22 protein-coding genes are annotated in these 23,787 nt (G+C 72.5%); 12 read left to right on the top strand and 10 right to left on the bottom strand.

The window, feature by feature from the left end; translation table 11 throughout:
- From HHX30_RS09400 to HHX30_RS09425, 6 genes are all read right to left on the bottom strand, one after another.
- Positions 1–1,065, bottom strand: a complete 1,065-nt coding sequence (locus tag HHX30_RS09400) for a hydrogenase expression protein HypE (protein WP_169981449.1) — start codon at positions 1,063–1,065, stop codon at positions 1–3.
- Positions 1,052–1,729: an SIS domain-containing protein gene (locus HHX30_RS09405; protein ID WP_311922227.1), complete on the bottom strand. Its 678-nt coding sequence runs from the start codon at positions 1,727–1,729 to the stop codon at positions 1,052–1,054. The genes HHX30_RS09400 and HHX30_RS09405 overlap by 14 nt, the downstream gene beginning before the upstream one ends.
- The gene (locus tag HHX30_RS09410; RefSeq protein ID WP_169981451.1) at positions 1,726–1,938 is read right to left on the bottom strand and encodes a HypC/HybG/HupF family hydrogenase formation chaperone; all 213 of its coding nucleotides are present in this window, start codon (positions 1,936–1,938) and stop codon (positions 1,726–1,728) included. Before HHX30_RS09410 ends, HHX30_RS09405 begins: the two co-directional genes overlap by 4 nt.
- Positions 1,935–2,552 (bottom strand): SIS domain-containing protein, encoded by a 618-nt coding sequence (locus HHX30_RS09415; RefSeq protein ID WP_169981453.1) that lies wholly within the window; start codon positions 2,550–2,552, stop codon positions 1,935–1,937. The genes HHX30_RS09410 and HHX30_RS09415 overlap by 4 nt, the downstream gene beginning before the upstream one ends.
- A gap of 172 nt (positions 2,553–2,724) precedes the next feature.
- Positions 2,725–2,997, bottom strand: coding sequence for a GlsB/YeaQ/YmgE family stress response membrane protein (locus HHX30_RS09420; protein ID WP_169981455.1), 273 nt, complete (start codon positions 2,995–2,997; stop codon positions 2,725–2,727).
- A gap of 84 nt (positions 2,998–3,081) precedes the next feature.
- Positions 3,082–4,116: a LacI family DNA-binding transcriptional regulator gene (locus HHX30_RS09425; RefSeq protein WP_169981457.1), complete on the bottom strand. Its 1,035-nt coding sequence runs from the start codon at positions 4,114–4,116 to the stop codon at positions 3,082–3,084.
- Positions 4,117–4,221: 105 nt separating this feature from the next.
- On the opposite strand from HHX30_RS09425, the gene HHX30_RS09430 reads away from it, so the two are divergent.
- Positions 4,222–4,857 (top strand): phosphoribosyltransferase, encoded by a 636-nt coding sequence (locus HHX30_RS09430; RefSeq protein ID WP_182907266.1) that lies wholly within the window; start codon positions 4,222–4,224, stop codon positions 4,855–4,857.
- Here HHX30_RS09430 and HHX30_RS09435 read toward each other — a convergent pair whose 3' ends face one another.
- Together HHX30_RS09435 and fbp are read right to left on the bottom strand one after the other, a co-directional pair.
- Positions 4,858–5,085 carry a DUF1918 domain-containing protein gene (locus tag HHX30_RS09435; RefSeq protein WP_249349818.1) on the bottom strand — a complete coding sequence of 76 codons (228 nt, stop codon included), beginning with the start codon at positions 5,083–5,085 and terminating at the stop codon, positions 4,858–4,860.
- Positions 5,085–6,206: a fructose-1,6-bisphosphate aldolase/phosphatase gene (fbp, locus tag HHX30_RS09440; RefSeq protein ID WP_169981461.1), complete on the bottom strand. Its 1,122-nt coding sequence runs from the start codon at positions 6,204–6,206 to the stop codon at positions 5,085–5,087. The genes HHX30_RS09435 and fbp overlap by 1 nt, the downstream gene beginning before the upstream one ends.
- Positions 6,207–6,306: 100 nt before the next feature.
- Here fbp and HHX30_RS09445 point away from each other — a divergent pair, with 100 nt between their 5' ends.
- The 5 genes from HHX30_RS09445 (at position 6,307) to HHX30_RS09465 (ending at position 12,125) form a co-directional block, all read left to right on the top strand.
- Entirely contained in the window at positions 6,307–6,738 is a 432-nt protein-coding gene (locus tag HHX30_RS09445) for a CBS domain-containing protein (protein ID WP_169981462.1), read from the top strand.
- Complete coding sequence (locus HHX30_RS09450) at positions 6,739–8,052, top strand: acyltransferase (RefSeq protein WP_169981463.1); 1,314 nt, start codon at positions 6,739–6,741, stop codon at positions 8,050–8,052.
- A gap of 57 nt (positions 8,053–8,109) precedes the next feature.
- The gene (locus tag HHX30_RS09455; protein ID WP_310742098.1) at positions 8,110–9,324 is read left to right on the top strand and encodes an AI-2E family transporter; all 1,215 of its coding nucleotides are present in this window, start codon (positions 8,110–8,112) and stop codon (positions 9,322–9,324) included.
- A gap of 38 nt (positions 9,325–9,362) precedes the next feature.
- Positions 9,363–10,037, top strand: a complete 675-nt coding sequence (locus HHX30_RS09460; protein WP_169981464.1) for a hypothetical protein — start codon at positions 9,363–9,365, stop codon at positions 10,035–10,037.
- Between the two features lie 297 nt (positions 10,038–10,334).
- On the top strand, positions 10,335–12,125 hold the full coding sequence (locus tag HHX30_RS09465; protein ID WP_283246725.1) for an HNH endonuclease signature motif containing protein: 1,791 nt from the start codon (positions 10,335–10,337) through the stop codon (positions 12,123–12,125).
- 160 nt (positions 12,126–12,285) lie between these two features.
- On the opposite strand, the gene HHX30_RS09470 is transcribed toward HHX30_RS09465, so the two are convergent.
- Complete coding sequence (locus tag HHX30_RS09470; RefSeq protein ID WP_169981466.1) at positions 12,286–15,489, bottom strand: cation-translocating P-type ATPase; 3,204 nt, start codon at positions 15,487–15,489, stop codon at positions 12,286–12,288.
- A gap of 173 nt (positions 15,490–15,662) precedes the next feature.
- Between HHX30_RS09470 and HHX30_RS09475 the strand changes: the two genes are divergently transcribed.
- Genes HHX30_RS09475 through HHX30_RS09485 form a run of 3 tightly spaced genes read left to right on the top strand, consistent with a single transcriptional unit; the run spans position 15,663 to position 19,888 of the window.
- On the top strand, positions 15,663–15,863 hold the full coding sequence (locus HHX30_RS09475) for a heavy-metal-associated domain-containing protein (RefSeq protein WP_169981467.1): 201 nt from the start codon (positions 15,663–15,665) through the stop codon (positions 15,861–15,863).
- Positions 15,860–16,936 carry an NAD(P)/FAD-dependent oxidoreductase gene (locus HHX30_RS09480; RefSeq protein ID WP_169981468.1) on the top strand — a complete coding sequence of 359 codons (1,077 nt, stop codon included), beginning with the start codon at positions 15,860–15,862 and terminating at the stop codon, positions 16,934–16,936. The genes HHX30_RS09475 and HHX30_RS09480 overlap by 4 nt, the downstream gene beginning before the upstream one ends.
- A 42-nt stretch (positions 16,937–16,978) precedes the next feature.
- The gene (locus HHX30_RS09485; protein ID WP_169981469.1) at positions 16,979–19,888 is read left to right on the top strand and encodes a BTAD domain-containing putative transcriptional regulator; all 2,910 of its coding nucleotides are present in this window, start codon (positions 16,979–16,981) and stop codon (positions 19,886–19,888) included.
- A 28-nt stretch (positions 19,889–19,916) separates the two neighbouring features.
- On the opposite strand, the gene HHX30_RS09490 is transcribed toward HHX30_RS09485, so the two are convergent.
- On the bottom strand, positions 19,917–20,162 hold the full coding sequence (locus tag HHX30_RS09490) for a heavy-metal-associated domain-containing protein (protein WP_169981470.1): 246 nt from the start codon (positions 20,160–20,162) through the stop codon (positions 19,917–19,919).
- Between the two features lie 128 nt (positions 20,163–20,290).
- Between HHX30_RS09490 and HHX30_RS42580 the strand changes: the two genes are divergently transcribed.
- Genes HHX30_RS42580 through HHX30_RS09500 form a run of 3 tightly spaced genes read left to right on the top strand, consistent with a single transcriptional unit; the run spans position 20,291 to position 23,737 of the window.
- On the top strand, positions 20,291–20,413 hold the full coding sequence (locus HHX30_RS42580; protein ID WP_259401674.1) for a hypothetical protein: 123 nt from the start codon (positions 20,291–20,293) through the stop codon (positions 20,411–20,413).
- The gene (locus HHX30_RS09495) at positions 20,406–21,191 is read left to right on the top strand and encodes an ABC transporter ATP-binding protein (RefSeq protein WP_169981533.1); all 786 of its coding nucleotides are present in this window, start codon (positions 20,406–20,408) and stop codon (positions 21,189–21,191) included. Before HHX30_RS42580 ends, HHX30_RS09495 begins: the two co-directional genes overlap by 8 nt.
- A gap of 5 nt (positions 21,192–21,196) precedes the next feature.
- Positions 21,197–23,737, top strand: a complete 2,541-nt coding sequence (locus tag HHX30_RS09500; RefSeq protein WP_249349879.1) for an FtsX-like permease family protein — start codon at positions 21,197–21,199, stop codon at positions 23,735–23,737.
- Positions 23,738–23,787 lie beyond the last annotated feature (50 nt).

The following is a 23,787-nucleotide window of genomic DNA, read 5'->3' on the forward strand; positions in this document are numbered from 1 at the left end:
TCAGCTCCAGGGGGCCTTGTAACCGGTGAGCAGTTCGCGGCCCTTCGCGCGCCACTTCGGCTCCTTGTCGACCGTCTTGAACGTGATGCTCCGCAGCGTGCGGATCACCGTGCCGTACGCCGCGCTCGCGGTCGACGAGACGCGGGCGCCAGGCGGTTCGTCCATGAACGGCATGAACTTGTCGGGGAAGCCGGGCATCGTGCAGGCGATGCAGATGCCGCCCACGTTGGGGCAGCCGCCGACGCCGTTGATCCAGCCGCGCTTGGGCACGTTGCACTTGACGACCGGCCCCCAGCAGCCGATCTTCACCAGGCACTTCGGCGAGCCGTACTCGGTGGCGAACTGGCCCTGCTCGTAGTAGCCGGCCCGGTCGCAGCCCTCGTGGACGGTCATGCCGAACAGCCAGGTGGGGCGCAGCGCGTGGTCCAGCGGGATCATCGGCGCCTGCCCGGCGAGCTGGTAGAGCAGGTAGAGGATCGTCTCCGACAGGTTGTCCGGGTGGATCGGGCAGCCGGGCACGTTGACGATGGGCAGCCCGGCCTTCGATCGCCAGTCCCAGCCCAGGTAGTCGGCCACGCCCATCGCCCCGGTCGGGTTGCCCGCCATCGCGTGGATGCCGCCGTACGTCGCGCAGGTGCCGGCGGCGAGCACGGCGGTCGCCTTCGGCGCGAGCCGGTCGAGCCACTCGCTGGTCGTCATCGGCTGGCCGGTGTCGGGGTTGTTGCCGAACCCGCACCAGTAGCCCTCACGCTTGATCGACTCGTTGGGAATCGAGCCCTCGATGACCAGCACGAACGGGTCGAGCTCGCCCCGGTCGGCCTTGAAGTACCACTCGATGAAGGTGTCCGCGCCCTGCATCGGGCCGCACTCGAAGTCGATCAGCGGCCAGTGGACCGCGACCTTGGGCAGGCCGGGCAGCGCGCCGAGCACGATCTCCTCGATGCTCGGCTGGGTCGCGGCGGTGAGCGCGACCGAGTCGCCGTCGCAGCTCAGCCCGGCGTTTATCCACAGGATGTGGATGACAGGCTCGTTCTGTCCGTCTGGCTGTCCGTCAGGCGCCGTCATCGCTGTCACCGGCTCTCATACGGGTCAAGGCCTGCTGGGTGAGCTCCCAGAGCGCGTGGTAGACGGTCGTCTGGGCCTCCTGGATCCGGTGGACCGAGGCCGAGGGCACCACGAACAGGTGGTCGATCGTGCCGAGCTCGGCCATCTGGCCGCCGCCGTAACCGGCCAGCCCGACCGTGAGCATGCCGCGCCGGCCCGCCTCCTCGAACGCGGCGATGAGGTTGCGGGAGTTCCCGCTGGTCGACAGGCCGAGCGCGATGTCCCCCGCGAAGGCGGACGCGGCGAGCTGCCGGGCGAAGACCACCTCGAAGCCGATGTCGTTGGCCAGCGCCGTCACGACCGCGATGTCCGCCGTGAGGGCGAACGCGGGAAGAGGGCGGGCACGACCGCCGGGGTTCATGAAGAGCGTGGCCACGTCCTGGGCGTCGGTCGAGCTGCCCCCGTTGCCGAAGGCGAACAGCCGGCCTCCCGCCGCGAACGACTCCGCCAAGGCCTGCGCGCAGACGGCGATCCGGTCCCCGTCGCGCTCCAGCACCGTCCGGCGCAGGGTGACGATCTCGTCGACCTTCTCCACCGTCGACTGACGTACGGAGGTCATGACGGCGTCGAGGTCGGTGGACTCCGAGTAGAGGAAGGGGTAGAGCGCCTCCATGTCGTCGGTCACGGCCGCCCCACCTCCCGCACGACCGCGATGGCCTCCTTGGCGTGGACCAGGACCGTGTCGCCGGCCCCGGCGTCCACCAGGGCGACGCTGACCACCTCCCGGCCCCGGCCGGTGTCGACGAGCGCGAAGTCCTGCTCCAGGAGCCGTACGACGGTCACCGCGACCGCCTCGTCGGAGCAGGTGACGCACGTCTCGCCGGGGCAGTTCACGAGATCACCCGTGGGTCGAGCACACCCGGCTGCTCGAAGAACACGTGCACCAGCTCCCAGAGGATGTGGTAGGTGGTGACGTGCACCTCCTTGACCACACGGGGATCGGCGGAGCGGGCGATCAGGACGTGGTCGACGGCCGGGCTGCGGCCGATCGGCCCGCCGTCGTCGCCGCCGGTCAGCGCCAGCGTGAGCAGGCCGAGCCGGTGTGCCGTCTCCAGGCCCCGGAGCACGTTCACGCAGCCGCCGTCGGGCGAGACGCCGAGGGCGATGTCCCGCGGTGCGGCGAGACGGCGAAGCTGGTGCGCGAAGACCTCCTCCAGGCCCGCCGTCGCGGCCACTCCCGTGATCGTCGCCACGTCGCTGGTGAGCGAGAACGACGGGAGCGCCCGTTTGCCCACGATCACCGGATGGACGAACTCCACCGAGATGTGCTGGGCGTCGGTCGCGGCCTCGCCGTTGCCGAAGACGATGAGCCGCCCGCCGCCGTGGAAGCGCATCGCCATCGCGTGGCAGGCCCTGGCCACCGCGTCGGCCTCGTCGGCCAGGCCGAGCGCCGGGCCCACGCGGCGCGCGAAGACCTCCGGAACACGTGCAAGGACCGCCTGGTCCATACCGGACCACTTCCCCCGGATCGCGTCATCCCTCAGGGAAAACCCCTGGTTAACGACCGTACGCCGAGCCGTGACGGGGGGAATCAACAGATGTCGGTGATTTCGTAAAGATCACTACAGTCCGAACACGCCGACGGCCCCGGCCGGGCCGGGGCCGTCGGCGGGACACGGCCTATCCGACGCTCTTGCGGCGGTACAACGCGACGGCGCCCATGACGCCGATCGCGGCGAGCACCACCTGGATGATCAGCTGGATCCAGCCGAACCCGCCCGCGGGGGCGACTCCGAGCGCTCCGGCGATCGCCGTGCCGATGAAGGCGGCGATGATACCGATGACTATGGTCAGCCAGATCGGGATGGCCTGGCGTCCGGGGACGACGAGCCGGCCGAGAGCGCCGATGATGAGTCCGATGATTATGGCGGAGATGATGCCGCTGACGGCCATGCTGCCACCCTCCCTAGTGTTCGGTGCCTCCCTTCTGCCCAGCCAAAACCGGACAAAACCCGACAAATCGGTAGAGAGGGCCGCTCAGGAGCGCGGCGGCGCGGTGCTGTCCCGGACGACGAGGGTGGTCGCGAGCTCGACCCGGTGCTGTTCGAGGTGCCCGCCGTCCGCGAGGGCCAGGACCATCCGCGCGGCGGCGGCCCCCATCTGCACGAGCGGCTGCCTCACGGTCGTCATGGGCGGCCCGGTCCATTGCGTGAACGACAGGTCGTCGAACCCGACGACGCTCAGGTCCTCCGGAATGCGCAACCCGGCCCGCCTGGCCGCCTCGTACACGCCGAGCGCCTGCAGGTCGTTGGCGGCGAAGACGGCGGTCGGGGGATCGGGCAGGCGCAGCAGTTCGGCCCCGTCATGCAGGCCGCCTTCCACGTACAGCGTGCTGACGCGCACGAGCGCGGGGTCCACCGGCACGCCGGCCGCGTCCATCGCGGCGCGGTAGCCGTCGAGCCGCGCCCGGCAGCACGGCCACTGGGTGGGCCCGCTCAGCATCGCGATGCGGCGGTGGCCGAGGTCGAGCAGATGGCGGGTGGCGGCCATCCCGCCGCTCCAGTTGGTCGCGCCGACCGACGGGGTCTGGTGCAGCGGCTCGCCGGTCGGGTCGAGCACGACCAGGGGGATCGAGCGGGTGGCCAGCTGCGACTGCTGCTGCACGGTGAGCTCGGAGAAGACCGCGACGACCCCGGTGGGACGGCGGGCGAGCACCTGCTCGGTCCACGCCCTGCCCGGGGTCAGCCTGCCCTCCATCTCGGTCAGCACCACGGCCAGCTCGTGCTCCCGCGCGACCTGCTCGACGCCCTGGATGATCTCCAGTGCCCACAGGCTCTCCAGGGCGTGGAAGACGAGTTCGAGGATCGCCGCGGGTTCGCTGTCGCGCCGCCGGTAGCCGTGCTCCCGCAGCACCGCCTCAACCCGCTGCCGGGTGGTCAGGGCGACTCCCGCATGGCCGTTGAGCACCCGGGACACGGTCGGCGCGGAGACTCCGGCCAGGTGGGCGATCTCGGCCACGGTCAGCCTCTGACGCGGAAGCTCCCCGTCGAGGGCCGGGTCGGTCGAGGTCACGGCGACAGTCTATTTCCCGGGCTGTTTCCCCGGGCCCTTCGGCCCTACCGCGGACGGCGGCGGGGACGGACCGTGAGAAGCAAGGGCGAAGGTAGGGGGACTGTCGTGTTCGTCGATCGTCGGGACGCCGGGCTGCGCCTGGGCGAGCGGTTGCGCGGACTCCCGGGGGCGGAGGACGCGGTCGTCGTCGGGCTGCCACGAGGGGGTGTGCCGGTCGCGTTCGAGGTCGCCAGGGCACTCGGCGCCCCTCTGGACGTGATCGTCGTACGCAAGCTGGGCGTGCCGTACCAACCGGAGCTGGGCTTCGGCGCCATCGGCGAGGGCGGGGTGCGGGTGCTGAACCCCGACGTCCTGCGGCTCGCCAACATCACCCGCGACGAGATAGCCGGGGTGGAGCGGCGTGAGCGGGCCGAACTGGAGCGCCGGGCGCGACGTTTCCGGGGCGATCGCACGCCCGTGGACCTGGCCGGCCGTACCGTGATCGTGGTGGACGACGGCATCGCGACGGGCGGGACGGCCCGCGCCGCATGCCAGGTGGCCCGGGCCCACGGAGCCTCCCGGGTGGTGCTCGCGGTGCCGGTCGGAGCCCCCGAGACGATCGCGAGCCTGCGCGGGGACGCCGACGAGGTCGTCTGCCTCGACACGCCCGATCACTTCTACGCGATCGGCGCCTGGTACGACGACTTCACCCAGACGCGCGACGAGGACGTGATCGAGTGCCTGCGGCAGGCCGCAGGCTGATCAGGGACTCTCGGGCCGCCGCATCCAGTTGTGCTCGACCCGGGCGTCGGGCCCGGGGTAGTAGCACGGCGTCTCCTGTTCCTCGTCGAGCCATCGCACCAGGTATGGGGGCGAGCCGTCCGTGTGGTAGAGCGCCACGACGATCCCGACGCGGCCCGCCCTGCCCCGGGTGATGCTCTCGACGATCAGACGGTCGCCGACCGACGCCCTCATCACCGACCCGTTCATCACAGACTCACCGGTGTCGCGACCTCGGTCGTGATCGGCGTCCAGCGGTGCGCGAGGCGCTTGGTGAGGGAGGCCATGGTGGTGTATTCCAGGTCCTCCAGCGGCAGCCGGTGCGGCTCGAACGGCCCGTGTCGGCGCAGGTAGTCCATCACCTCGCCGGCCTGCCGCCGGGCTCCGTCGAACGCCGGGTCGTCGAACATGTCCCGCGGGCCGATCAGTTTGCCGTCCTTGATCTGGAAGCCGAGCGCGACCACCCGCGGCGGGCCGTCGAACCGCGACGGGTGCGCCTGCCCGACGGACACCGGCATGAACGGCGCGTGGTGCGAGCCGCGCATGCACCCCGCCACCGAGTACGCGAAGGCGAACGGCTCCAGCGCCTCGCCCACGGCCGGCAGGCCCGACTGGCAGCGCACGATCAGCACCGGATCGTCCTTGCCGACGTACTTGCCGGCGATCAGCGACAGCCGCTGGGTGCTGGTGGCCGCCGCGGTCGTGCCCAGCGTCTTGGAACGCACGCTGTGGATCACGTAGCGCGCCGGGGCGCCGATGTACATGAGCATGTCGTAGAGGTCCGCCGGGCAGTCGAAGACGATGCGCCGGTCCTCGTACAGGTCGTACACCTCGAAGGCGAACCCGGCGTGCATCTTCTCGTCGATCACCAGTCCGGCGGTGTTGGACGGGTCGGCGAACATCTTGTACAGCGGCAGGTTCCAGGCACCCGGCTCGGTCTTGTCCGCGAGGAAGCACAGCACCGGTTCGGACGGCCGCTCCTCGAACTCCATCTCGGCGTAGCCCGGGCCCATGCCGCGCAGGTTGCCGGAGAAGGCGTCCGACAGCAGGTCCTGGCCGGCGCCGTACAGGCCGAGCTCCTTGGCGAGGTGCGTGGTCGCCTGGAAGGTGTCCCAGGCGAAGGAGTGGATCAGCCCCGCCTCCTGGCCGTAGGTGTGGGTCATGATGAGCGAGATGTCGTCGCCGCAGCTGTCCACGTGGCCGTCGATGAGGAGCCCGGAGGACTTGGCCCGCTCGATCTCCCGCCTGGCCTCGGCCATCAGCCGGGGATGGACGGCGGTGTGGCCGACGAATCCCCCCGTGTCGGCCTTGATGATGCTCAACGTGATCATAGGGATCACCTCCATCTCCACGTTTATTCGGACTTAGGGGGATAAATAGGGCATTAGGTCACAAAGCAGGGCGGACTTCCGTACGAGGGGAGGGCCCGCCATGAGAGTCAAAGATCTGATGTCCACGCCGGTGGTCGTCGTGCCGCCGATCACGCCGGTGCGGGACGTCGCGCGGCACATGGACTACTCGGGGGTCGGTTGTGTCGTCGTCTCCGAAGGGCGGGGCGTCGCGGGGGTCGTGACCGACCGGGACCTCGCCGTGCGCGTGCTCGCCCAGGGCGGGGACGGGGACACGCCGGTGGGCCAGGTGATGTCGGAGGATCCCGTGGTGGTGCGGCCGGAGGACGAGGTCGAGGTGGCCTTCGACGTGTTCCGCCACCACGCGTTCCGCAGGCTGCCCGTGGCCGACGAGGCGGGTGTGGTCGGCATGCTGACGATCGACGACCTGCTCCTCCAGATCCACCAGCTCACCGCCGACCTGCTCACGCCGGTGGTGAAGGAGATCAGCGAACCGCAGCACCAGAGCGACTAGATGTTCACGACCCTGCGGCGTACGGCGGAGCGCACGCCGCCCGGCCGTGACCGTCACGTCGACCTGCTGCGCGCCGTCGCGATCGCCCTGGTGGTGCTCGGGCACTGGCTGGCCGTCGTGGTGACGTACGGCGATCGCGTCGGCGGCGGCACGGTCCTCGCGTTCGCCCCCTGGGCCCGGCCGCTCACCTGGCTGTTCCAGGTCATGCCGGTGTTCTTCCTGGTGGGCGGCTTCGCCAACGCCGCCTCGCTCGACTCCTACCGGCGCCGCGGCGGCGGCGCGATCGGGTGGTTCCTCGGCCGCACCGACCGGCTGATCCGCCCGACGACGGCGTTCGTGCTCACGCTGAGCGGCGCGGCCCTGCTCGCGGTCCTCCTGGGGACGGACCCCGTCACGGCCGGCCGGGGAGTCTGGCTCGCCTGCCTGCCGCTGTGGTTCCTCGCCGCGTACGTCACGGTCGTCCTGCTCACGCCGGTCCTGCTCGCGCTGCACCGCAGGGCGGGGCTCGCGGTGCCCGTCGTGTTCGCGGTGCCGGTGGCGCTCGGAGACGCGGCCCGGCTGCTCGGCGGCCCGGCCGTGCTCGGCGCCGCCGGCTACCTGCTGGCCTGGGCGGCGGTCTACCAGCTCGGCATCGCCTGGCGGGAGGGGGCGCTGCCCGCCCGTCCCCGGGTCGCGGCGCCCATGGCCGCGGGCGGCCTGGCGGCGCTCGTGCTGCTCACCGTTCCGGGGCCGTACCCGGTGAGCATGGTGGCCGATCCCGGCGACCGCCTGCAGAACACCTCGCCGCCCACGCTCGCGCTGCTCGCCCTGGCGGTCGCGCAGACGGGCGTCGCCCTGCTGCTGCACGAGCGCGGCGGGCGCATGCTGCGCCGTACGCGCCCGTGGACGGCCGTCGTCGCGACCAACTCCGTGATCATGACGGTGTTCCTCTGGCACATGACCGCGGTCGTGATCGCGGTGCCCGCCCTCTACATCACCGGCCTGTTGCCGCAGCCGCCGCCAGGATCGGCCGCCTGGCTGCTCCTGCGCGTGCCCTGGCTCGCGTTCCTGACGGCGGCCCTCGTGGTCCTCGTCGCCGTGTTCGGCCGGTTCGAAAGGCGCGCGGGTCCCTGCCCGGCGCCCGGCCGGCCTGTCGGCGTGGGCGCCGCGGCCGTCACTGTCGTGGGCGCCGGCCTGGTCGTCGGGGGCCTCCTCGGCGCGGCGCTCACCGGCTCGGACGGGCTGCCCGCGCCGATGCTCCCGGTCTACCTCACCGGAGCCGCGCTGCTGCGGGCCGCGCGATCGCCGTACGGGCCGACTTCGCCAGCCGGGTAGGGCGACTTGTCCGGATAAATCCGTGTCAAGTGACCTTGGTTGGGCAGCAGTGGGGGCGTGTCCGACAGCGGTCTCTCCCCAGGAAGCGGCATCTCCAGCGTGTTCCCCTCGCTCCCCGGCCAGGGCGAGACGACGCCGGAGCCGGCCGGCTCTCCGGCGGCCCCCGACCGGTCCCGGGACGGCGCGAACCCGCAGGACCATGACCACGGCATGCCTCCCGACCGGCCGTTCGGCCTGCCGGGACGCCCGCTGCGCGGCAACCCGTTCATGTTCGGCCTGACCGGCGCCCTGGGCGTGCTCACCGCCTGGCTCCTGGTCCAGGCGATCGCCAGCGCGGGCTCGGCGATGGTGCTGATCGTGGTCTCCCTCTTCCTGGCCATCGGCCTCAACCCCGCGGTCGAGGCGCTCCAGCGGCGCAACCTGTCCCGCCGCCTCTCGATCACGATCGTGTTCGGGTCGGTCATCGCGTTCTTCGTGGTCTTCGGGCTCGCGGTCGTGCCGCCGCTCACGGAGCAGACCACCGGGTTCGTCCGGCAGTTGCCCGACTACGTGCAGCAGCTCCAGAACCATCCGGTAATCCGCTCGGTGGACGAGCGCTACCAGGTCCTCGACAAGATCCAGCAGTACGTCGCGGGCGGCGGGCTCGCCACCCAGATGTTCGGCGGTCTCCTCGGCGTGGCCAGCATTGTGATCAGCGCGCTGTTCAGCGCCTTCACCCTGCTCGTGCTCACGCTTTACTTCCTCGGGTCGCTCAACTCCATCAAGGAGACGGCCTACCGGTTCGTGCCCCGCTCACGCCGTACGCGGGTCCGCCTGCTCGGGGACGAGATCATCAACCAGATCGGCGGCTACGTCGCGGGCAACCTGATCATCTCGCTGATCGCCGGAGTGGTGACCTTCCTGTTCCTGTCCATGATGAAGGTGCCGTACGCGCTCGCGCTGGCCATCTTCGTCGCGGTCACGGACCTGATCCCGCTGGTGGGCGCGGTCATCGGCGCGGTCGTGGCCTCGGGCGTGGGCTTCCTCTCCTCGGTGCAGGTCGGCATCGCCTGCGTGGTCTTCTTCGTCGTCTACCAGCAGGTCGAGAACTACTGGATCTCCCCGAAGGTGTTCAAGTCGTCGGTCGACGTACCGCCCGTGGCGACCATCGTCGGGGCGCTTCTCGGCGGGGCGCTGCTCGGCATCGTCGGAGCCCTGCTCGGCATCCCGCTGGCGGCGGCCCTGCTCCTCCTGGCCCGCGAGGTGGTGTTGCCCCGCCAGGACCGGCTGTAGCGGTTCTCCCGAGAGCGTCGTTGTGTGAAGCTCGGATCATGCGGCTGCCGTACCGGATCGCGGGGCTGTGGGTGCGTGTCGTGTTGCTCGTCGTGCTGCTGTGGGGCGCTCTGGTGAGCGTGCTCAGCCTGACGCCGCGCGAGCGCGCCCTCGCGGACTTCCACGCGGCGCTGCGGGCCGGGCAGGTCACGTACGTGATCTACAGAGGGAAACCGGTGGACCTGCGCTGGTCGACGGGCCCCCTGTTCTGGTACCACGTGGACCAGTCCGAGGCCTACACCCGCCGTGACCTCCTCCGCGATCTCGACCCCACCGCCCCCCGCCCGGAGGCCGTGCCGGCTCAGTCTCGCTGGGCGTTCTTCTCAGGCTGGCCGTTCCATGTGCCGGTCCCCGGTGCGGCCTGGCCGGTCGGCGGGGCCTGGATCGCCGCGCTCCTCGTCATGCTCGGTACGGGACGGCCCAGGCTGGGGAACACATGGGCCTGGTTCTGGCTGTTCACGGTCGGTGAGGTGGGCGCGATGCTGTTCCTCCTCCTCGAACCCCGATCCCTGTGGCACGGACTGGAGCCGCAGGAACCGGTTCCCAACCCCATGAGCGGAGGTCGCGGCTGCTTTCTGGCTGTCTGTCTCAGCGTGGTGATCCCCGTCCTTGTCGCGGTCGGGCTCTCTTACGTGTTCCACGCCCTGCTCGATCTCCTGCCGTCTGCTCCATGAGACTCCGACGGCGCGCGAGCCTGTAGCTCCAACAACGCGAGCCTGTGGTTCCAACAAATCGCCTGGTGAGGTTGCTCAAGGTGAGTCGGCTGGGAGAAAATTCATACAGGTTTTCGAATTCACTGAGGGGGTGTGATGGATCTGTTCGACTGTGATCCCGATCGCCCTCGTCGTTCGAACAATACCGACGGCGGCTGGTGGGACCGCCTGACTGCCGATTCTCCTTTGTGGTCGACGGAGGGTTCGCTCGCCCGGGACGGCAGTGTGGAAAACGACGGGGCCGCTGACACCGGGAGCATGGGCAGTGAGGCCGCCGATGATGCGGGGGCGGGTTGTGCCGGGGCGGATGCCGCTGGCGCGGGTGATCGCCGGGGTCGGTCGTCGTGGGTGCTGATCGGTTCTGTTCGTGAGTCGGCGCGGGCGTTGGCGTTGGCGCCGGTTCCGGACGATGTGGATGTCTGTCTGGCCGAGGCTGAGGAGTTGGTGTTCGCGCGGGATCGGATCATCTCGGCGTTGGCGGATCGGGTGGGGCGGGTGCATCGGGCGGGGCAGGCCAGGCGGCATGGGCATGCCTCCACCCGCAGTTGGCTGCGCACCGCCGGAGGGATGACCATCGCCGGGGCGGGCCGCCTACTGACCCTGGGGATCGAGCTGGCCCGCCTGCCGAAGGTGCGGGAGAAGTTCGCCGCCGGAGGGTTGGCGGCGGGGGTGGTGGAGGCCATCTGCGCGGCGATCTCTGGCCTGTCCGATGAGCAGGCCGCCTTGGCTGAGCCGATTCTGCTGGAGCTGGCGGGCAAGGCGGGCGCGGCGGAGGTGGCCAAGGCGGGCCGCTACCTGCGGGCCGTGCTCGACCCCGACGGTGAGGACCGCGATGAGCGGGCCGACTACGGTCGGCGGTTCCTTCGGGTCCGCCCCGGTAAGGGCGGCGGGCTGGAGGGGGAGTTTTATCTGCCGCGTGAGCATGCCGCCCGGTTGCAGGCGTTGCTGGATGCGTATGCCAGGCCGAAGGCGGAGGGTGATGACCGGGCATTGAGGGTGCGTCAGGCGGATGCGTTCATGGCGTTGCTGGAGGAGAAGATCGCCGCCGAGCTCCTGGTCCTGGTCAACGCCGAATCCCTCCCTGCCGACCCCACCCCCGACCCCGACCACCCCGACCACCCCGAGACCTTCGAAGGCCCGGAAGGCCCTGAGGACACCGAAGAGCCCGAGAACACTCAGGACGCCGAGGCGGCCGAGGAAGCCGTTTCCGGAGTAGGCGCCGGTGCCGATGTAGCCGCAGAGGCCGCCGTTGAGAGCACCGCCGAGAGCGCCATCAACAGCGCCGACCTGCCTGCGGGGGACTGCCGCGATGCGCAGGCCACGCGTGAGGGCGACGGCCACGAGCACCAGCGGCATGGCGAGGGCGCGTGCGGGTGCGGCAGTAGGGCGCGGTGCTCGTCCGCAGCGCCGAGGACGGGACCGGACAGATCGGGAGGACCCGGAGGGCCGAGAGCGGAGACGCGGGAGGCGCCCGGCGCGAGGGGACCAGAGCCGGGGTCGCCACCGGGACCAGAGCCGGGGACTCCGCAGGGCGTGCTGGGACCAGAACCGGAGGCGTCATCGGGAGCAGAGCCGGGGTCGCGACCGGGAGCGTCGGCCGGAGGGCTGGCGGGGGTGCTGCTGGGGGCGGTGTTGGGGATGGCGCCGGGGTTGTTGCTGGCGACGGGGCAGGTGCTGCCCGTCTCCGGCGTGCACCGGCTGGCCCGCACCTCCACCCTGGTGCGCCTGGTGATGGACGCCGACGGGCAGGTCCTGGACATGGGCCGCAAGGTCAGATTGGCCACCCCCGCCCAGCGGCGGGCGATCTACGCCCGCTACGCCACCTGCTGGATCGACGGCTGCCCGCTCCCGGCCACCCGGTGCCAGATCGACCACGCCGACAACTGGAGCACCGGCGGCCTGACCGACCTCAAACTGCTGGGCCCGGCCTGCCAGTTCCACAACCGCGACCGCTACCAGCACCCCGACCGCTACACCCGCCACAAGACCGGCAAAGACCGCTGGGCCTTCACCTACCACCCAGCCCGAACGAGACGGCTGCGGGTATAGCGGCCCGTGGGCGGTGAGCGTGACGCTGATCCCGGCACACGCTGATCCCGGCACACGCTGAGGCTCTGCACATCCGAGCGCTCCTCCGAGGAGGGTGCCGTACGGATGTGCAGAGCCGGCGGGCCGTGCCGGCACGTGCCGGCACGTGCCGTGCATGTTCCTAGCGGGCCTCGACGGTGAACGTCGTGGTGAGGACCCGGCCCTGTGCGTCGCGGAACTGTCCCCACAGGCGGTACAGGCCGGGGCGGGGGAATCGGGCGTGCAGGCCGAGTTCGGGCCCGAAGGTCTGACCCGGGAGGGCGAAGACGGGGCGGCCCTGGTCGTCCTCGACCTCCGCGTGCTCGTGGGCGAATCCCTCGCCGTCGAGCGGCATGATCACCACGTGCCCGGCGGTGGCCAGGTAGGGGCGCAGGCCGGAGACGGGCCTGCCGGTCGAGGCGTCCGCGAAGCGGAAGGTGAGGTCGCTCCTGCCGCCTGCTTCGGCCTCGCCGCCGAGGGTGACCCGGAGGCCGCCGACGACCTGCTCGCGGGGAGACGGAGCCGTCGTTTCGGAGGTGACGTAAGCCTCCGGGCGGCCGATCGTGATCTCCTGGTGGTCGAGCACGTCGGTCATCTCCCCGCGCCGCCGGAACTCGGCGTTGACGAGGTAGCGGCCGGCGGTGGGGAAGGTCAGCCGGACGGAGAACTCGCCGGGCCGGCCCGTGGGCTCGGGGTGGGCGTGGGCGAAGGTGCCCAGGTCCGAGCGGGTGGTGATGAAGTGCATCCACGCCTCGTGGCTGCGTACGACGTCGTCGACGGGACGACGGGTCGCGGGATCGGTCAGCTGGATGCGGACGGTGGCGGGGACACCGGGGGTGACGTCCCGGGGGACCTGGATGTCCATCCGGACGCCGGCGTCCTCGGCGGGAACGGGTTCGGTCTCGGCCGTCATCATCACGCTCATGGCGGGCCGCATGGGCATGCCGGTGTCCTGCGCCCAGGCGAGCACGCCGTTCATCCCGCGCTGCGCCGCCTCCGTACGGCTGAGCGCGGTGAATCCGGCGCCCACGGCCAGCGCGAGGCAGGCGATGCCGGCGAGGTAGCCCCAGTCGGCGAGCCGGGAAACGGCGGAGCCGGGCCGGAAGCGGCGCAGGCGCAGCGCGTTGGTGACGACGCTGACCGAGCTCATCGCCATCGCGGCGGCGGCGAGGGAGGGGTCGAGGAGCACGCCGTTGAAGGGATACAGCACACCGGCGGCGACCGGGATCAGCAGCACGTTGTACGCGAACGCCCAGGCCAACCCCTGCTTGATGGTGGTCACGGTGCGCCGGGACAGGTCGATGGCCGAGACGATGCCGCGCAGGTCGCCGCCCACGAGGGTGATGTCGGATGCCGCGATGGCGACGTCGGTTCCGGTGCCGATGGCGATACCGAGGTCGGCCGTCGCCAGTGCGGGAGCGTCGTTGATCCCGTCGCCGACCATGGCGACGACCGCGCCGGTCTCGCGCAGGGCGGCCACGCGGGCCGCCTTGTCCTCGGGCCGTACGTCGGCGATGACGTGGTCGATGCCGACCTGCCGGGCGACGACGTCGGCGGTGACCCGGTTGTCGCCGGTCAGCATCCACACCTCCAGGCCGAGCGCGCGCAGCCGGTCGACGGCCTCACGCGACTCGGGCCGGATCGTGTCGGCCACCCCGATCAGTCCGGCGAGGCGGCCGTCGAGGGCGACGTACACGGGGGTCGCTCCCTCGGCCGCCGCCTCGGCGGACACCTGCTCCAGTTCGCCGATGCTCACGTCGTGGCGGCGCATGAGCGCGGCGTTGCCGATGAGCACGGCGCGGCCGGCCACCCGGGCCTCGACGCCGTGACCGGGTACGGCGTCGAAATTCTCCACCCCGGGCAGGCGGAGCCCGCGGTCCCGGGCGCGTGTCACGATCGCCTCACCGAGGGGGTGCTCGGAGCCCGTCTCGGCCGCGGCGGCGTACGTGAGGAGCTCGTCGGCGTCCCCGCCCGCGACGGTGACGAGGTGGGTCACATCGGGGCGGCCCCGGGTGATCGTGCCGGTCTTGTCCAGGACGACCGTGGTGAGGCGGCGGGCCTGTTCGAGCGCGTCGCCACCGGAGATCAGGATGCCCAGCTCGGCCGCCTTCCCGGTGCCGACCATGATCGCCGTGGGGGTGGCCAGGCCGAGCGCGCACGGGCAGGCGATGATCAGTACGGCGATGGCGGTGCCGATGCCGAAGGTGAGCCGTCCCTGGTCCGGCCCGAAGATCGCCCAGACGGCGAAGGTGAGCACGGCGATGCCGATGACGGCGGGCACGAACCACCCGGACACCGTGTCGGCCAGGCGCTGCAGGGGCGCCTTCGACCCCTGCGCCCGCTCGACCAGTCGTACGATCTGCGCCAGCGTCGTGTCCTGCCCGACGGCGGTGGCTCGCATCACGACCGAGCCGGTCCGGTTGATCGTGGAGCCGATCAGCGGGTCGCCCTCGCCCCTGCGCACCGGCATGCTCTCGCCGGTGATCATGCTCTCGTCCACGGTGGAGACGCCGGCGGTGACGACGCCGTCCACGGGGATCTTCTCGCCCGGGCGGATCCGGACGAGGTCGCCGACGGCGACGTCCTCGACCGGGACCTCGATCTCGGCGTCCCCGCGCAGGACGCGGGCCGTCTTCGGCCGCAGTCCGAGCAGCTCCCTGATGGCCGAGGTCGTCCGCTTCTTGGCCCTCGCCTCCATCCACCGGCCCATGAGGACGAGCGCGATGACGACGACGGAGATCTCGAAGTAGACGTGCAGCGGCAGCCCCAGCCGCTCCGCCGCGGCCGGCCACAGGGTGACGAACGCGCTGTAGCCGTACGCCACCGTCGTGCCCAGGGCGACGAGCGTGTGCATGTTGACCGCACCGTGCCGGCCGGCCGCCCAGGCGGCGCGGTAGAAGGGACGGCCCGCCCAGAACTGCGCGACCGTCGCGACGACCAGCAGCAGCGGCATCAGCCAGTCCATCGCGTCGATGGGCAGCGGCAGATACATCAGCACCATCATCGACAGCCCGGCGGCGAGGGTGACCTGCCAGGTGCGCTTCAGCCGGACGACCTCCCTGTCCGGTTCGCCGTCCGGTTCGCTGCCGGGCTCCTGCGCCGGCCCCGGCTGCGGCTCAGGCTGGGGAATCCCGGCGGTGTACCCGGCTCGTACGACCGACTCGGCGAGCGTCTCGACGGTGACGCGGGCGGGATCGTAGGTGACGGTGGCGACCTCGGTGGCGAGGTTCACCTCGGCCGTCTCCACCCCGTCGACACGGGTGAGGGCCTTCTCCACCCTGCGGACGCAGGACGCGCAGGTCATGCCGCCGATGTCCAGCGTGCGCACGGTCGTCATGACCGTCATCGCTTCACCTCCTGGTTGAATGCTTCGAGGTGACGGTCCCGCCCGGCGCTTTCCCCCCGCTGCCCGTCTCCTGTCGGCCCTGTCGACCCGGCGACAGGGGACGGACAGCGCCGCCCGGCATGGTCTTCTCATCCGGGCCGTACGGAGCGGCCCGCGACGCGAAGGAACGAACGATGAACCAGCTCGTGCTGTCCGTCCCGGCCATCAGCTGCGGCCACTGCGTCAAGGCGATCGCGGAGTCCGTCGGCGAGGTGCCCGGCGTCGGCTCGGTGGCCGTCGACTTCACCGCCAAGACCGTCGTGGTCACCGGCTCCGCCGGCCGCGACGCCGTCTGCGCGGCCATCGCCGAGGCCGGCTACGAGGTGGCGGCGTGACCGGCCACACCGACTACGACACGCTGGTCGTCGGTGGCGGGCAGGCCGGGCTGGCGTTGGGATACCTCCTTCGCCGCGCGGGTGTGCGGTTCGCCATCCTCGACGCGCACGAACGGGTCGGAGACGCATGGCGCCACCGGTGGGACTCGCTCACGCTGTTCACTCCCCGCCGGTACGACGGGCTGCCGGGCCTGCCGTTCCCGGGAGACCCGGACGGCCACCCGGACAAGGACGAGGTGGCCGACTACCTGGAGACGTACGCGGAGCGGTTCGCCCTCCCCGTGCACCTCGGCCGCCACGTCACGGCCGTACGGCCCGAGGGGGAGCGGTTCCTGGTCGAGACCTCGGCAGGGGCCTACACGGCGGCGCGGGTCGTGGTCGCGGCGGGGGCGTTCCACACGCCGCGGACGCCCGCCTTCGCGTCGGGCCTCGACCCGGGCGTCCCCCAGCTGCACAGCACTGTGTACCGCCGTCCGGAGCAGCTCCCCATGGGCGAGATCCTGGTCGTCGGCGCGGGCAACACCGGTGTGCAGATCGCCGAGGAGCTCGCCGGCAGCGGACGGCGGGTCCGGCTGTCGGTCTCGTCGATGGGCCGCGTGCTGCCCCAGCGCGTGCTGGGCCGTGACCTGTTCTGGTGGTTCTCCCACCTGGGCTTCATGGACATCCCCGGGGACAGCCGGATCGGGCGCCGCGTCAGAAGCCGGGAGCTGATCATCGGGACCGACGTGAAGCGGCTGCTGCGGCGGGTGGAGCGGGTGGACCGCGCCGTGGACGCCGAGGGGCGGGACGTCGTCCTCGCGGACGGCCGCCGCGTGCGCCCGGACGGCGTCGTCTGGGCGACCGGTTTCCGCGCGCACTATCCCTGGCTGCACGTGCCGGTGCTGGACGAGCAGGGGGCGCCGGTGCACCGCGAGGGCGTCACGGCCTGGCCGGGGCTGTACTTCCTCGGTCTGCCCTGGCAGCGGGCCCGCGGCTCGTCCGTGCTGGGGTGGGTGGGGCGCGACGCGCACGCCCTGGCCGAGCGGCTGACAGCCACCGCAAATGATCCCGGCAAATCACTCATTGCCCCTTAATATTGGGCAGTCCCGGCGTAGCCGGGGATGACGAGGAGTGACATGCCGAACACCGCCGTGACGTTCGCGGTTCTCGGGCCCACCGAGGTGCGGGGGTCCGACGGCTCTCCGGCGGCGCTGCCGCCGTCCGTGCGAGCGCTGCTGGCCCGGCTGGCGCTGTCCTGCGGCCGCGTGGTGCCGATGGACGCCCTGACGGACGCGTTGTGGGGCGACGAGGGCGACGACCTGCCGGCCGACGCGGCGAACGCCCTGCAGATCCGGGTGTCCAAGCTGCGCCGCGCCCTCGCCGCCGCCGGGCTCGGCGCGGACGTCCTGGTCACGCAGGCCCCCGGATACCGGCTCGCCGCGCCCGCCGAGGCCGTCGACGCGCACGTGTTCGAGCGGCTGCTCGTCCGCGCCCGCGAGGAGACGGCCGCCGGCAACGTCACCGCCGCCATCGGCTGCCTGGACGAGGCGCTGCGGCTGTGGCGGGGGCCCGCACTGGCGGACGTCGGCCAGACGACGTGGGCGACGACGGAAAGCGCCCGGCTGGAGGAGCTGCGGCTGGGCGCGGTCGAGGACCGGATCGAGCTCCTGCTGGAGTCCGGAGGGCACAACGAGGCGGTCGCCGACATCGAACGCCTGGTGGCGCGACACCCGCTGCGGGAGCGGCTGCACCGCCTGCTGATGCTCGCGCTGTACCGCGGCGGACGGCAGGCGGAGGCGCTGGCCGCCTACCAGGCGCTGCGCCGCGGTCTCGCCGACGAGCTCGGCATCGACCCGTCGCCGGAGCTGCAGGCGCTCGCCGAGGCGATCCTCCGTCAGCAGGTCCCGTCCGCCGGCGGGCCGCCCGCCGTACCCGCCAGGGAACGGGCACCGGAGAACGCCGACCGGCTGCCGCGGCGGCTGACGTCGGTTATCGGCCGCCAGGACGACGTGACGACGGCGCTGGAGCGGCTCGCGGAGGCACGGGTGGTGACGCTCACCGGCCCGGGCGGGATGGGCAAGACGACGCTCGCGTTCGAGATCGCCCGCCGCGTGAACGAGACGCCGGACGAGACCCCGGTCGACCGCGTGCTGCTGGTCCGTCTGGCGGCCCTACAGCCGGGGACCGACGTCGCCGGCGTCTTCGCCGCCGAGCTGGGCGTGGTGACGCAGGGCGCCGGAGCGGCCGACGCGGTCGAGGAGCACCTGCGGGACGGCCGCACGCTGCTCGTGGTCGACAACTGCGAGCACGTGGTGGACGACGTGGCCGTTCTCGTGGAGCGGCTGGCCGCGGCCTGCCCGCGTCTGCGCGTGCTGGCCACCAGCAGGGAGGCGCTGGCGATACCCGGCGAGGTGCAGGTCGCGGTCGGCCCGCTCGGAGACGATCCCGCCGTCCGGCTCTTCGCCGAGCGGGCCCGCGCCGTACGGCCCTCGTTCACGCTCGACGCCGAGACCGCTCCCGTGGTGGCGTCCATCTGCCGCAGGCTCGACGGCATGCCGCTCGCCATCGAACTCGCCGCCGCCCGGGTCAAGGCGCTGTCTCCGGCCGACATCGAGGCCCGGCTCGCGGACAGGTTCTCGCTGCTGACGGCGGGACCCCGCACCGGTGAGGCCCGCCACCGCACGCTGCGCGCCACCCTCGACTGGAGCCACGATCTGCTGCCGGAGGCCGAGCGGCGGCTGCTGCGCCGCCTCGCGGCGTTCCGCGGCGGCTGGACCCCGGCCGCCGCGGAGGAGGTGTGCGCCTTCGGCGGCGTCAGCCGCGGGGAGGTGCTCGACCTGCTGTTCCGGCTGGTCGACCGGTCCCTCGTGGTGCCGGAACCGGCCACCGGGCGATTCCGGCTGCTCGTCACCGTCCGCGACTACGCGTGGACCCGGCTGGAGGAGGCCGGGGAGGTCGCGGAGTGCCGCGACCGCCACCTGGCCCACTTCGTCCGCCTCGCCGAGGAGCACGGGCTGGGCGTCCGCGACCCCGCCGTCTTCGCCCGGCTGAACGACGACCATGACAACTTCCGCGCCGCCGTGGACCACGCGGTGAACGGCGGCGACGTCGAGAACGGCTTCCGGCTGGCCTGCGCGCTCGTGTGGTTCTGGAACTACGGGATCCGCTACGAGGGCACGCGGGCGCTGACCATGCTGCTGGAGACCGGCGGCGGCTCAACCGTCGCACGGGCCCGCGCGCTGCAGGGGATCGGGTTCCTGCACGTCTACTACCCGACCCCGCAGTCCGTCGCCGCCGCCGAGGAGAGCCTCGCGATCCTCGAGGAGATCGGCGACGTGCGCAACGCCGCGATCTCCCGGCTCGTCGTGGCCTGGGCCGGCCAGTACGGCGGAGACGCCGGGCGCTACCGGGCGATGATCGAGCGGAGCCGCCGCGACCTGGGCGACTCCGACGGCGGCTGGTGGCTGGGCATGAGCCAGTATCTGGAGGCCCTGCTGGCCCTTCGCCTGGGCGACTTCGCGACCGCGGCCGTCGAGTGGCGGCGCGCCCTCGACCTCGCCCGGGCCGTCGGCGACCGCATCATCGGCAGCGCGATCCTCGCGCATCTCGGCATCGCCCTGCGCGAGTCCGGGCGGCGGGAGGAGGCCCTCGCCGTCCTGCGGGAGTCCGTGGACGAGGTGCGCGGCCGCAACTCTTTCCACGGGCTGACCTTCGCCCTCGTGCACATGGCCCACACCCGGCTGGACCTGGACGAGGGCGACGACGTCACGGCGCTGCTCGCCGAGGCGGACGAGGTCGCACGGCGGGCGCGCAACCCCCGCTGCCAGGCGTGGGCCGCGTGGGGCCGCGCCCGCATGGCGCGTGTGCGCGGGAAGGCCGACCTCGCCGCCGAAGAGTGCCGGGACGCGGTCGCCCTGTTGAGGGAGGGCGAGTTCCCGTGGGCCAGGGCCCGCCTGTGGTCGTTCCTGGCCGACTGCGCCGCCGACGCGGGCCTGCCCGACGAGGCCGCCCGCGCCCGCGAGACGGCCGCGGCGCTCACGGACTGAGCTCACAGACCCAGCTCACAGACCCAGCTCAGGCGCGCCGGTGCTCGCACCGGTCGCCCGCGAACCCCGCCGACGCCAGCGCCGCCCGCAGGTGCCCGGCGTCCACGTCTCCGCGTACGCGCAGCAGGCCCCGGGCGGCGTCGACCTCGAACGAGGTGACGCCGGTTACGTCTCGTACGTGCCTGCTCAGGAGGCGGACGCACCGGCGGCACAGCAGTGCCGGCACACACACGGTCGTCTCCTCCGCCGCCCCCTGACGGCTCTGGTCTGCCATGCCGTCCAGCGTGCCGTCCCGGTCTGGCGGCCCGCTGTCCGTCCGCTGTCCGAGCCCGCAGGAGACCGCCAGGAGCGGGCAAAGCCGGCGGCCAGCCCTCGGACAGCCCGGACCGCGACGCTCCTGTCATGCACCTCATCCTCCCCGTCCTCCCCGAGCTGATCCATCTGAGGCATCACGAGTTGCTGCAGCAGGCCGAGCAGCACCGGCAGATTCGCGACATTTCAGGAGCCCGCCATGACCATGACTGATACGACCACCACTGGGACGACCACCACAGGGACACTCCCGCGTACCGACGTCGCCGCGCTGGCCCGCGACGTCGTGAAGATCTACGGGCGCGGTGACACCGCGGTCCGGGCCCTCGACGGCGCGACCCTGTCGATCCCCGCCGGGCGGTTCACCGCCGTCATGGGACCGTCCGGGTCCGGGAAGTCCACGCTGATGCACGCCCTGGCCGGCCTCGACACCGTGGACGAAGGGCAGGTGCTCATCGGGGACACCGACCTCGGCCGGCTGAGCGAGCGGCGGCGCACGCTGCTGCGCCGCGAGCACGTGGGCTTCGTCTTCCAGAGCTTCAACCTGGTCCCGACGCTGACCGCCGCCGAGAACATCGTGCTGCCGCTGACCCTCGCCGGGCGGCGCGCCGACCAGGCGTGGATCGACGAGATCGTCGCGATGCTCGGGCTGGCCGACCGGCTGCGGCACCGGCCCGCCGAACTGTCCGGCGGGCAGCAGCAGCGGGTCGCCGTGGCCCGGGCGCTGGCCGCCCGCCCGCGGATCGTCTTCGCGGACGAGCCGACCGGCAACCTCGACTCCCGGGCGGGGGAGGCGGTGCTCGGCTTCCTCCGCCACGCCGCCCACGAGCTGGGCCAGACCATCGTCATGGTCACCCACGACGCGAACGCCGCGGCGTACGCCGACCAGGTGGCGTTCCTCGCCGACGGCCGGGTGGCCGGCGAGCTGTACAACCCCGAGGTCCCGGACATCCTGGCCCGCATGGCGGGTCTCGGCGCGAGGGAGAAGTGATCGCGATGTGGCACCTGATCGTCCGCAACACCGTCGCCCGCCGGGGCAGGCTGGCGCTGACCCTGCTCGCCGTCCTGCTCGGTGTCACCTTCGTCACCGGCAGCCTGGTGCTCACCGACACCTCCCAGCGGCTGCTCGACGACCAGTTCCGTACGGCCACCGCGGGGGTCGACCTGACCGTCCGCGACGCCGCCGCGTTCGACTCGGCCATGGGCGTCGAGGTCGAGCGCGACCCGCTGCCCGCCGAGGTCGTGGACCGTGTCCGCGCGGTGCCGGGCGTGGCCGCCGCCACCCCCGTCGTCCGGGGGCAGGGACTGATCGGCGTCGGCGGGAAGACCATCGTCCCGGCGGGCCCGTCGTTGTTGCTGTCGTGGGAGCCCGCCCCGGTCGGCGCGTTCACTCTGCGCGCCGGGCGCGCCCCGGCCGCCGAGGGCGAGGTCGTGGTCGACGCGGCGACCGCCCGGCGGCACCGCATCGGCCTCGGCTCCGAGGTGACCGTACGGGCCGAGCGCACGGAGCGGCTGCGCGTGGTGGGGCTGGCCGGGTTCGGGTCGGGCGAGGGGCTGCCCGAGACCACGGTCGCCCTGGTCACGCGCCCCGCGGCGCAACGTCTGCTCGCACTCGGCGACAACGCCTCGGAGGTCGCCGTCGTCGCCGCGGACGGAGCGGACGTCCAGCGGCTGCGGTCCGCGGTGTCGGCCGCGATCGGCGCCGAGTACGAGGTCTCCTCCAGACGGGACGTCGCGGCGTCCAGCGCGGCGGCGGCCAAGACGCAGATCTCCTACCTGCAGGTGATGCTGTTCGCCCTGGCCGCGGCGGCCCTGCTCGTCGGCGCGTTCCTCATCGCCAACACCTTCTCGATCGTCGTCACCCAGCGCACGCGTGAGCTGGCCGTCCTGCGCGCGGCCGGGGCCACCGGCGCCCAGATCATGCGCTCGGTGCTCGGCGAGGCCCTGCTGGTGGGGCTGGCCGCCTCCGCGGCGGGCGCGGGCCTCGGCGTCGCCTGCGCGGCGGGGCTGCGCGACCTCGCCGGGGCCTTCGGGATGACGCTGCCCGACGGCGGGCTCGTCGTCACGCCCCGGACCCTGGTCGTCGCGTTCGCGGTCGGGGTCGGCGTCACGGTCCTGTCGGCGCTCGGGCCGGCCCGCCGCGCCGCCTCGGTGGCGCCGGTCGAGGCGATGCGGCGTTCGTCGGCCGACGACGTCCCCGGGCGGGCCGGCTGGGGCCGTACCGTCGTCGGAGCGGTTCTCACCGCGCTCGGCGCGGCCGGGCTGTCGATCGTCCTGGCCGGGCCGGGGTCGGTCGTCGTGCTCGGCGAGGCGGCGGTCTGCACCGTCGTGGGGCTTGCCCTGCTCGGGCCCGCGGTCACCCCGGCTCTGATCCGGCTGCTCGGACGGCCGCTCGGTGCGGCCGGCGTCCCCGGACGGCTGGCCCGCGAGTCCGCCGCGCGGGCGCCCCGGCGTACCTCCGCGACCGCACTGGCGCTGGCCTTCGGCCTCGCGCTGATCAGCTTCATGACCGTGCTGGGGACCTCGATCAAGGACTCGACCGCGCGGTCGTACACCGAGGCGATCACCGCCGACTACGTGGTGGAGAGCGCCCGCAACGAGATGCTGGGCGGCCTGCCCGCGCACGCCTACCACCACGTCAGCGAGCTGCCGCAGGTCGCCGTGGCCTCCCGGCTGCGCTACGGCCACTGGAAGGACGGCCAGTCGACCGAGGCGCTCACCGCGGTCGACCCGGTCACGCTGCCCCGCGTCACCTCGCTCCACATGGTGGCCGGCCGCCTGGACGCCGTCGCGAACGGCGGGATCGTCCTGGCCGCGAACGTCGCCAAGGAGCGGAACCTCAAGATCGGCGACACTCTGGCGATGACGTTCTCCCGCACCGGCGTGCAGCGTCTCCCGGTGGTCGGCCTGTTGCGTGACCGCGACGCCCAGGCGCTGTCGACCGGCTACGTCATCTCGCTGGACACCTTCGAACGGAACTACCGCGAGCACGTCGACGCGAGCGTCTTCGTCAAGGTGGCCGGCGGAGTGAGCGGCGCGGACGCCAAGAGGGCCATCGAACGGGCCCTCGCCGACGCCCCGGCCGCGCAGGTGCGCGACCAGGCCGCGGCCGTCGCAGGGCGGAACGCGATGATCGACCAGGTCCTCGGGCTGGTGACCGCGCTGCTGATGCTCACGGTCCTCATCGCGCTGATGGGCATCACCAACACCCTCGCCCTTTCGATCATCGAGCGCACCCGGGAGCTCGGGCTGCTGCGGGCGGTCGGGATGACCGGCGCCCAGATGCGCTGGATGATCCGTGGTGAGGCGGTCCTCGTCGCGGCCCTGGCGATCGTCGCGGGGGTCGGCCTGGGCGTCGCCTTCGCCGCGGGCACGGTCACCGCGCTGGGCCGCACCACCGAGGCCACGCTCACGCTGCCGGTCGGTCAGCTCCTGCTCGTCGTCGCGGTGGCCGCCGTCGCCGGCCTGCTGGCCGGGCTGCTGCCCGCCCGCCGCGCGGCCAGGCTCGACGTGCTCACCGCCATCGCCACGTCCTGACTTTCCGGGGGGAAAAGAGAGGCGGAGCGAGGGGTATGAGCCGGATGCGC

The sequence above is a fragment of the Microbispora sp. H10836 genome (assembly GCF_012999525.1).
Taxonomy (GTDB): Bacteria; Actinomycetota; Actinomycetes; order Streptosporangiales; family Streptosporangiaceae; genus Microbispora.

Coding starts and splice junctions, on each gene's coding strand:
- HHX30_RS09400 (WP_169981449.1), bottom strand. CDS start 1,065: ATGACGGCGCCTGACGGACAGCCAGACGGACAGAACGAGCCTGTCATC.
- HHX30_RS09415 (WP_169981453.1), bottom strand. CDS start 2,552: ATGGACCAGGCGGTCCTTGCACGTGTTCCGGAGGTCTTCGCGCGCCGC.
- HHX30_RS09420 (WP_169981455.1), bottom strand. CDS start 2,997: ATGGCCGTCAGCGGCATCATCTCCGCCATAATCATCGGACTCATCATC.
- HHX30_RS09435 (WP_249349818.1), bottom strand. CDS start 5,085: ATGAACGGGTCGGTGATGAGGGCGTCGGTCGGCGACCGTCTGATCGTC.
- fbp (WP_169981461.1), bottom strand. CDS start 6,206: ATGATCACGTTGAGCATCATCAAGGCCGACACGGGGGGATTCGTCGGC.
- HHX30_RS09445 (WP_169981462.1), top strand. CDS start 6,307: ATGAGAGTCAAAGATCTGATGTCCACGCCGGTGGTCGTCGTGCCGCCG.
- HHX30_RS09450 (WP_169981463.1), top strand. CDS start 6,739: ATGTTCACGACCCTGCGGCGTACGGCGGAGCGCACGCCGCCCGGCCGT.
- HHX30_RS09460 (WP_169981464.1), top strand. CDS start 9,363: ATGCGGCTGCCGTACCGGATCGCGGGGCTGTGGGTGCGTGTCGTGTTG.
- HHX30_RS09465 (WP_283246725.1), top strand. CDS start 10,335: ATGGGCAGTGAGGCCGCCGATGATGCGGGGGCGGGTTGTGCCGGGGCG.
- HHX30_RS09470 (WP_169981466.1), bottom strand. CDS start 15,489: ATGACGGTCATGACGACCGTGCGCACGCTGGACATCGGCGGCATGACC.
- HHX30_RS09475 (WP_169981467.1), top strand. CDS start 15,663: ATGAACCAGCTCGTGCTGTCCGTCCCGGCCATCAGCTGCGGCCACTGC.
- HHX30_RS09485 (WP_169981469.1), top strand. CDS start 16,979: ATGCCGAACACCGCCGTGACGTTCGCGGTTCTCGGGCCCACCGAGGTG.
- HHX30_RS09490 (WP_169981470.1), bottom strand. CDS start 20,162: ATGGCAGACCAGAGCCGTCAGGGGGCGGCGGAGGAGACGACCGTGTGT.
- HHX30_RS42580 (WP_259401674.1), top strand. CDS start 20,291: ATGCACCTCATCCTCCCCGTCCTCCCCGAGCTGATCCATCTGAGGCAT.
- HHX30_RS09495 (WP_169981533.1), top strand. CDS start 20,406: ATGACTGATACGACCACCACTGGGACGACCACCACAGGGACACTCCCG.
- HHX30_RS09500 (WP_249349879.1), top strand. CDS start 21,197: ATGTGGCACCTGATCGTCCGCAACACCGTCGCCCGCCGGGGCAGGCTG.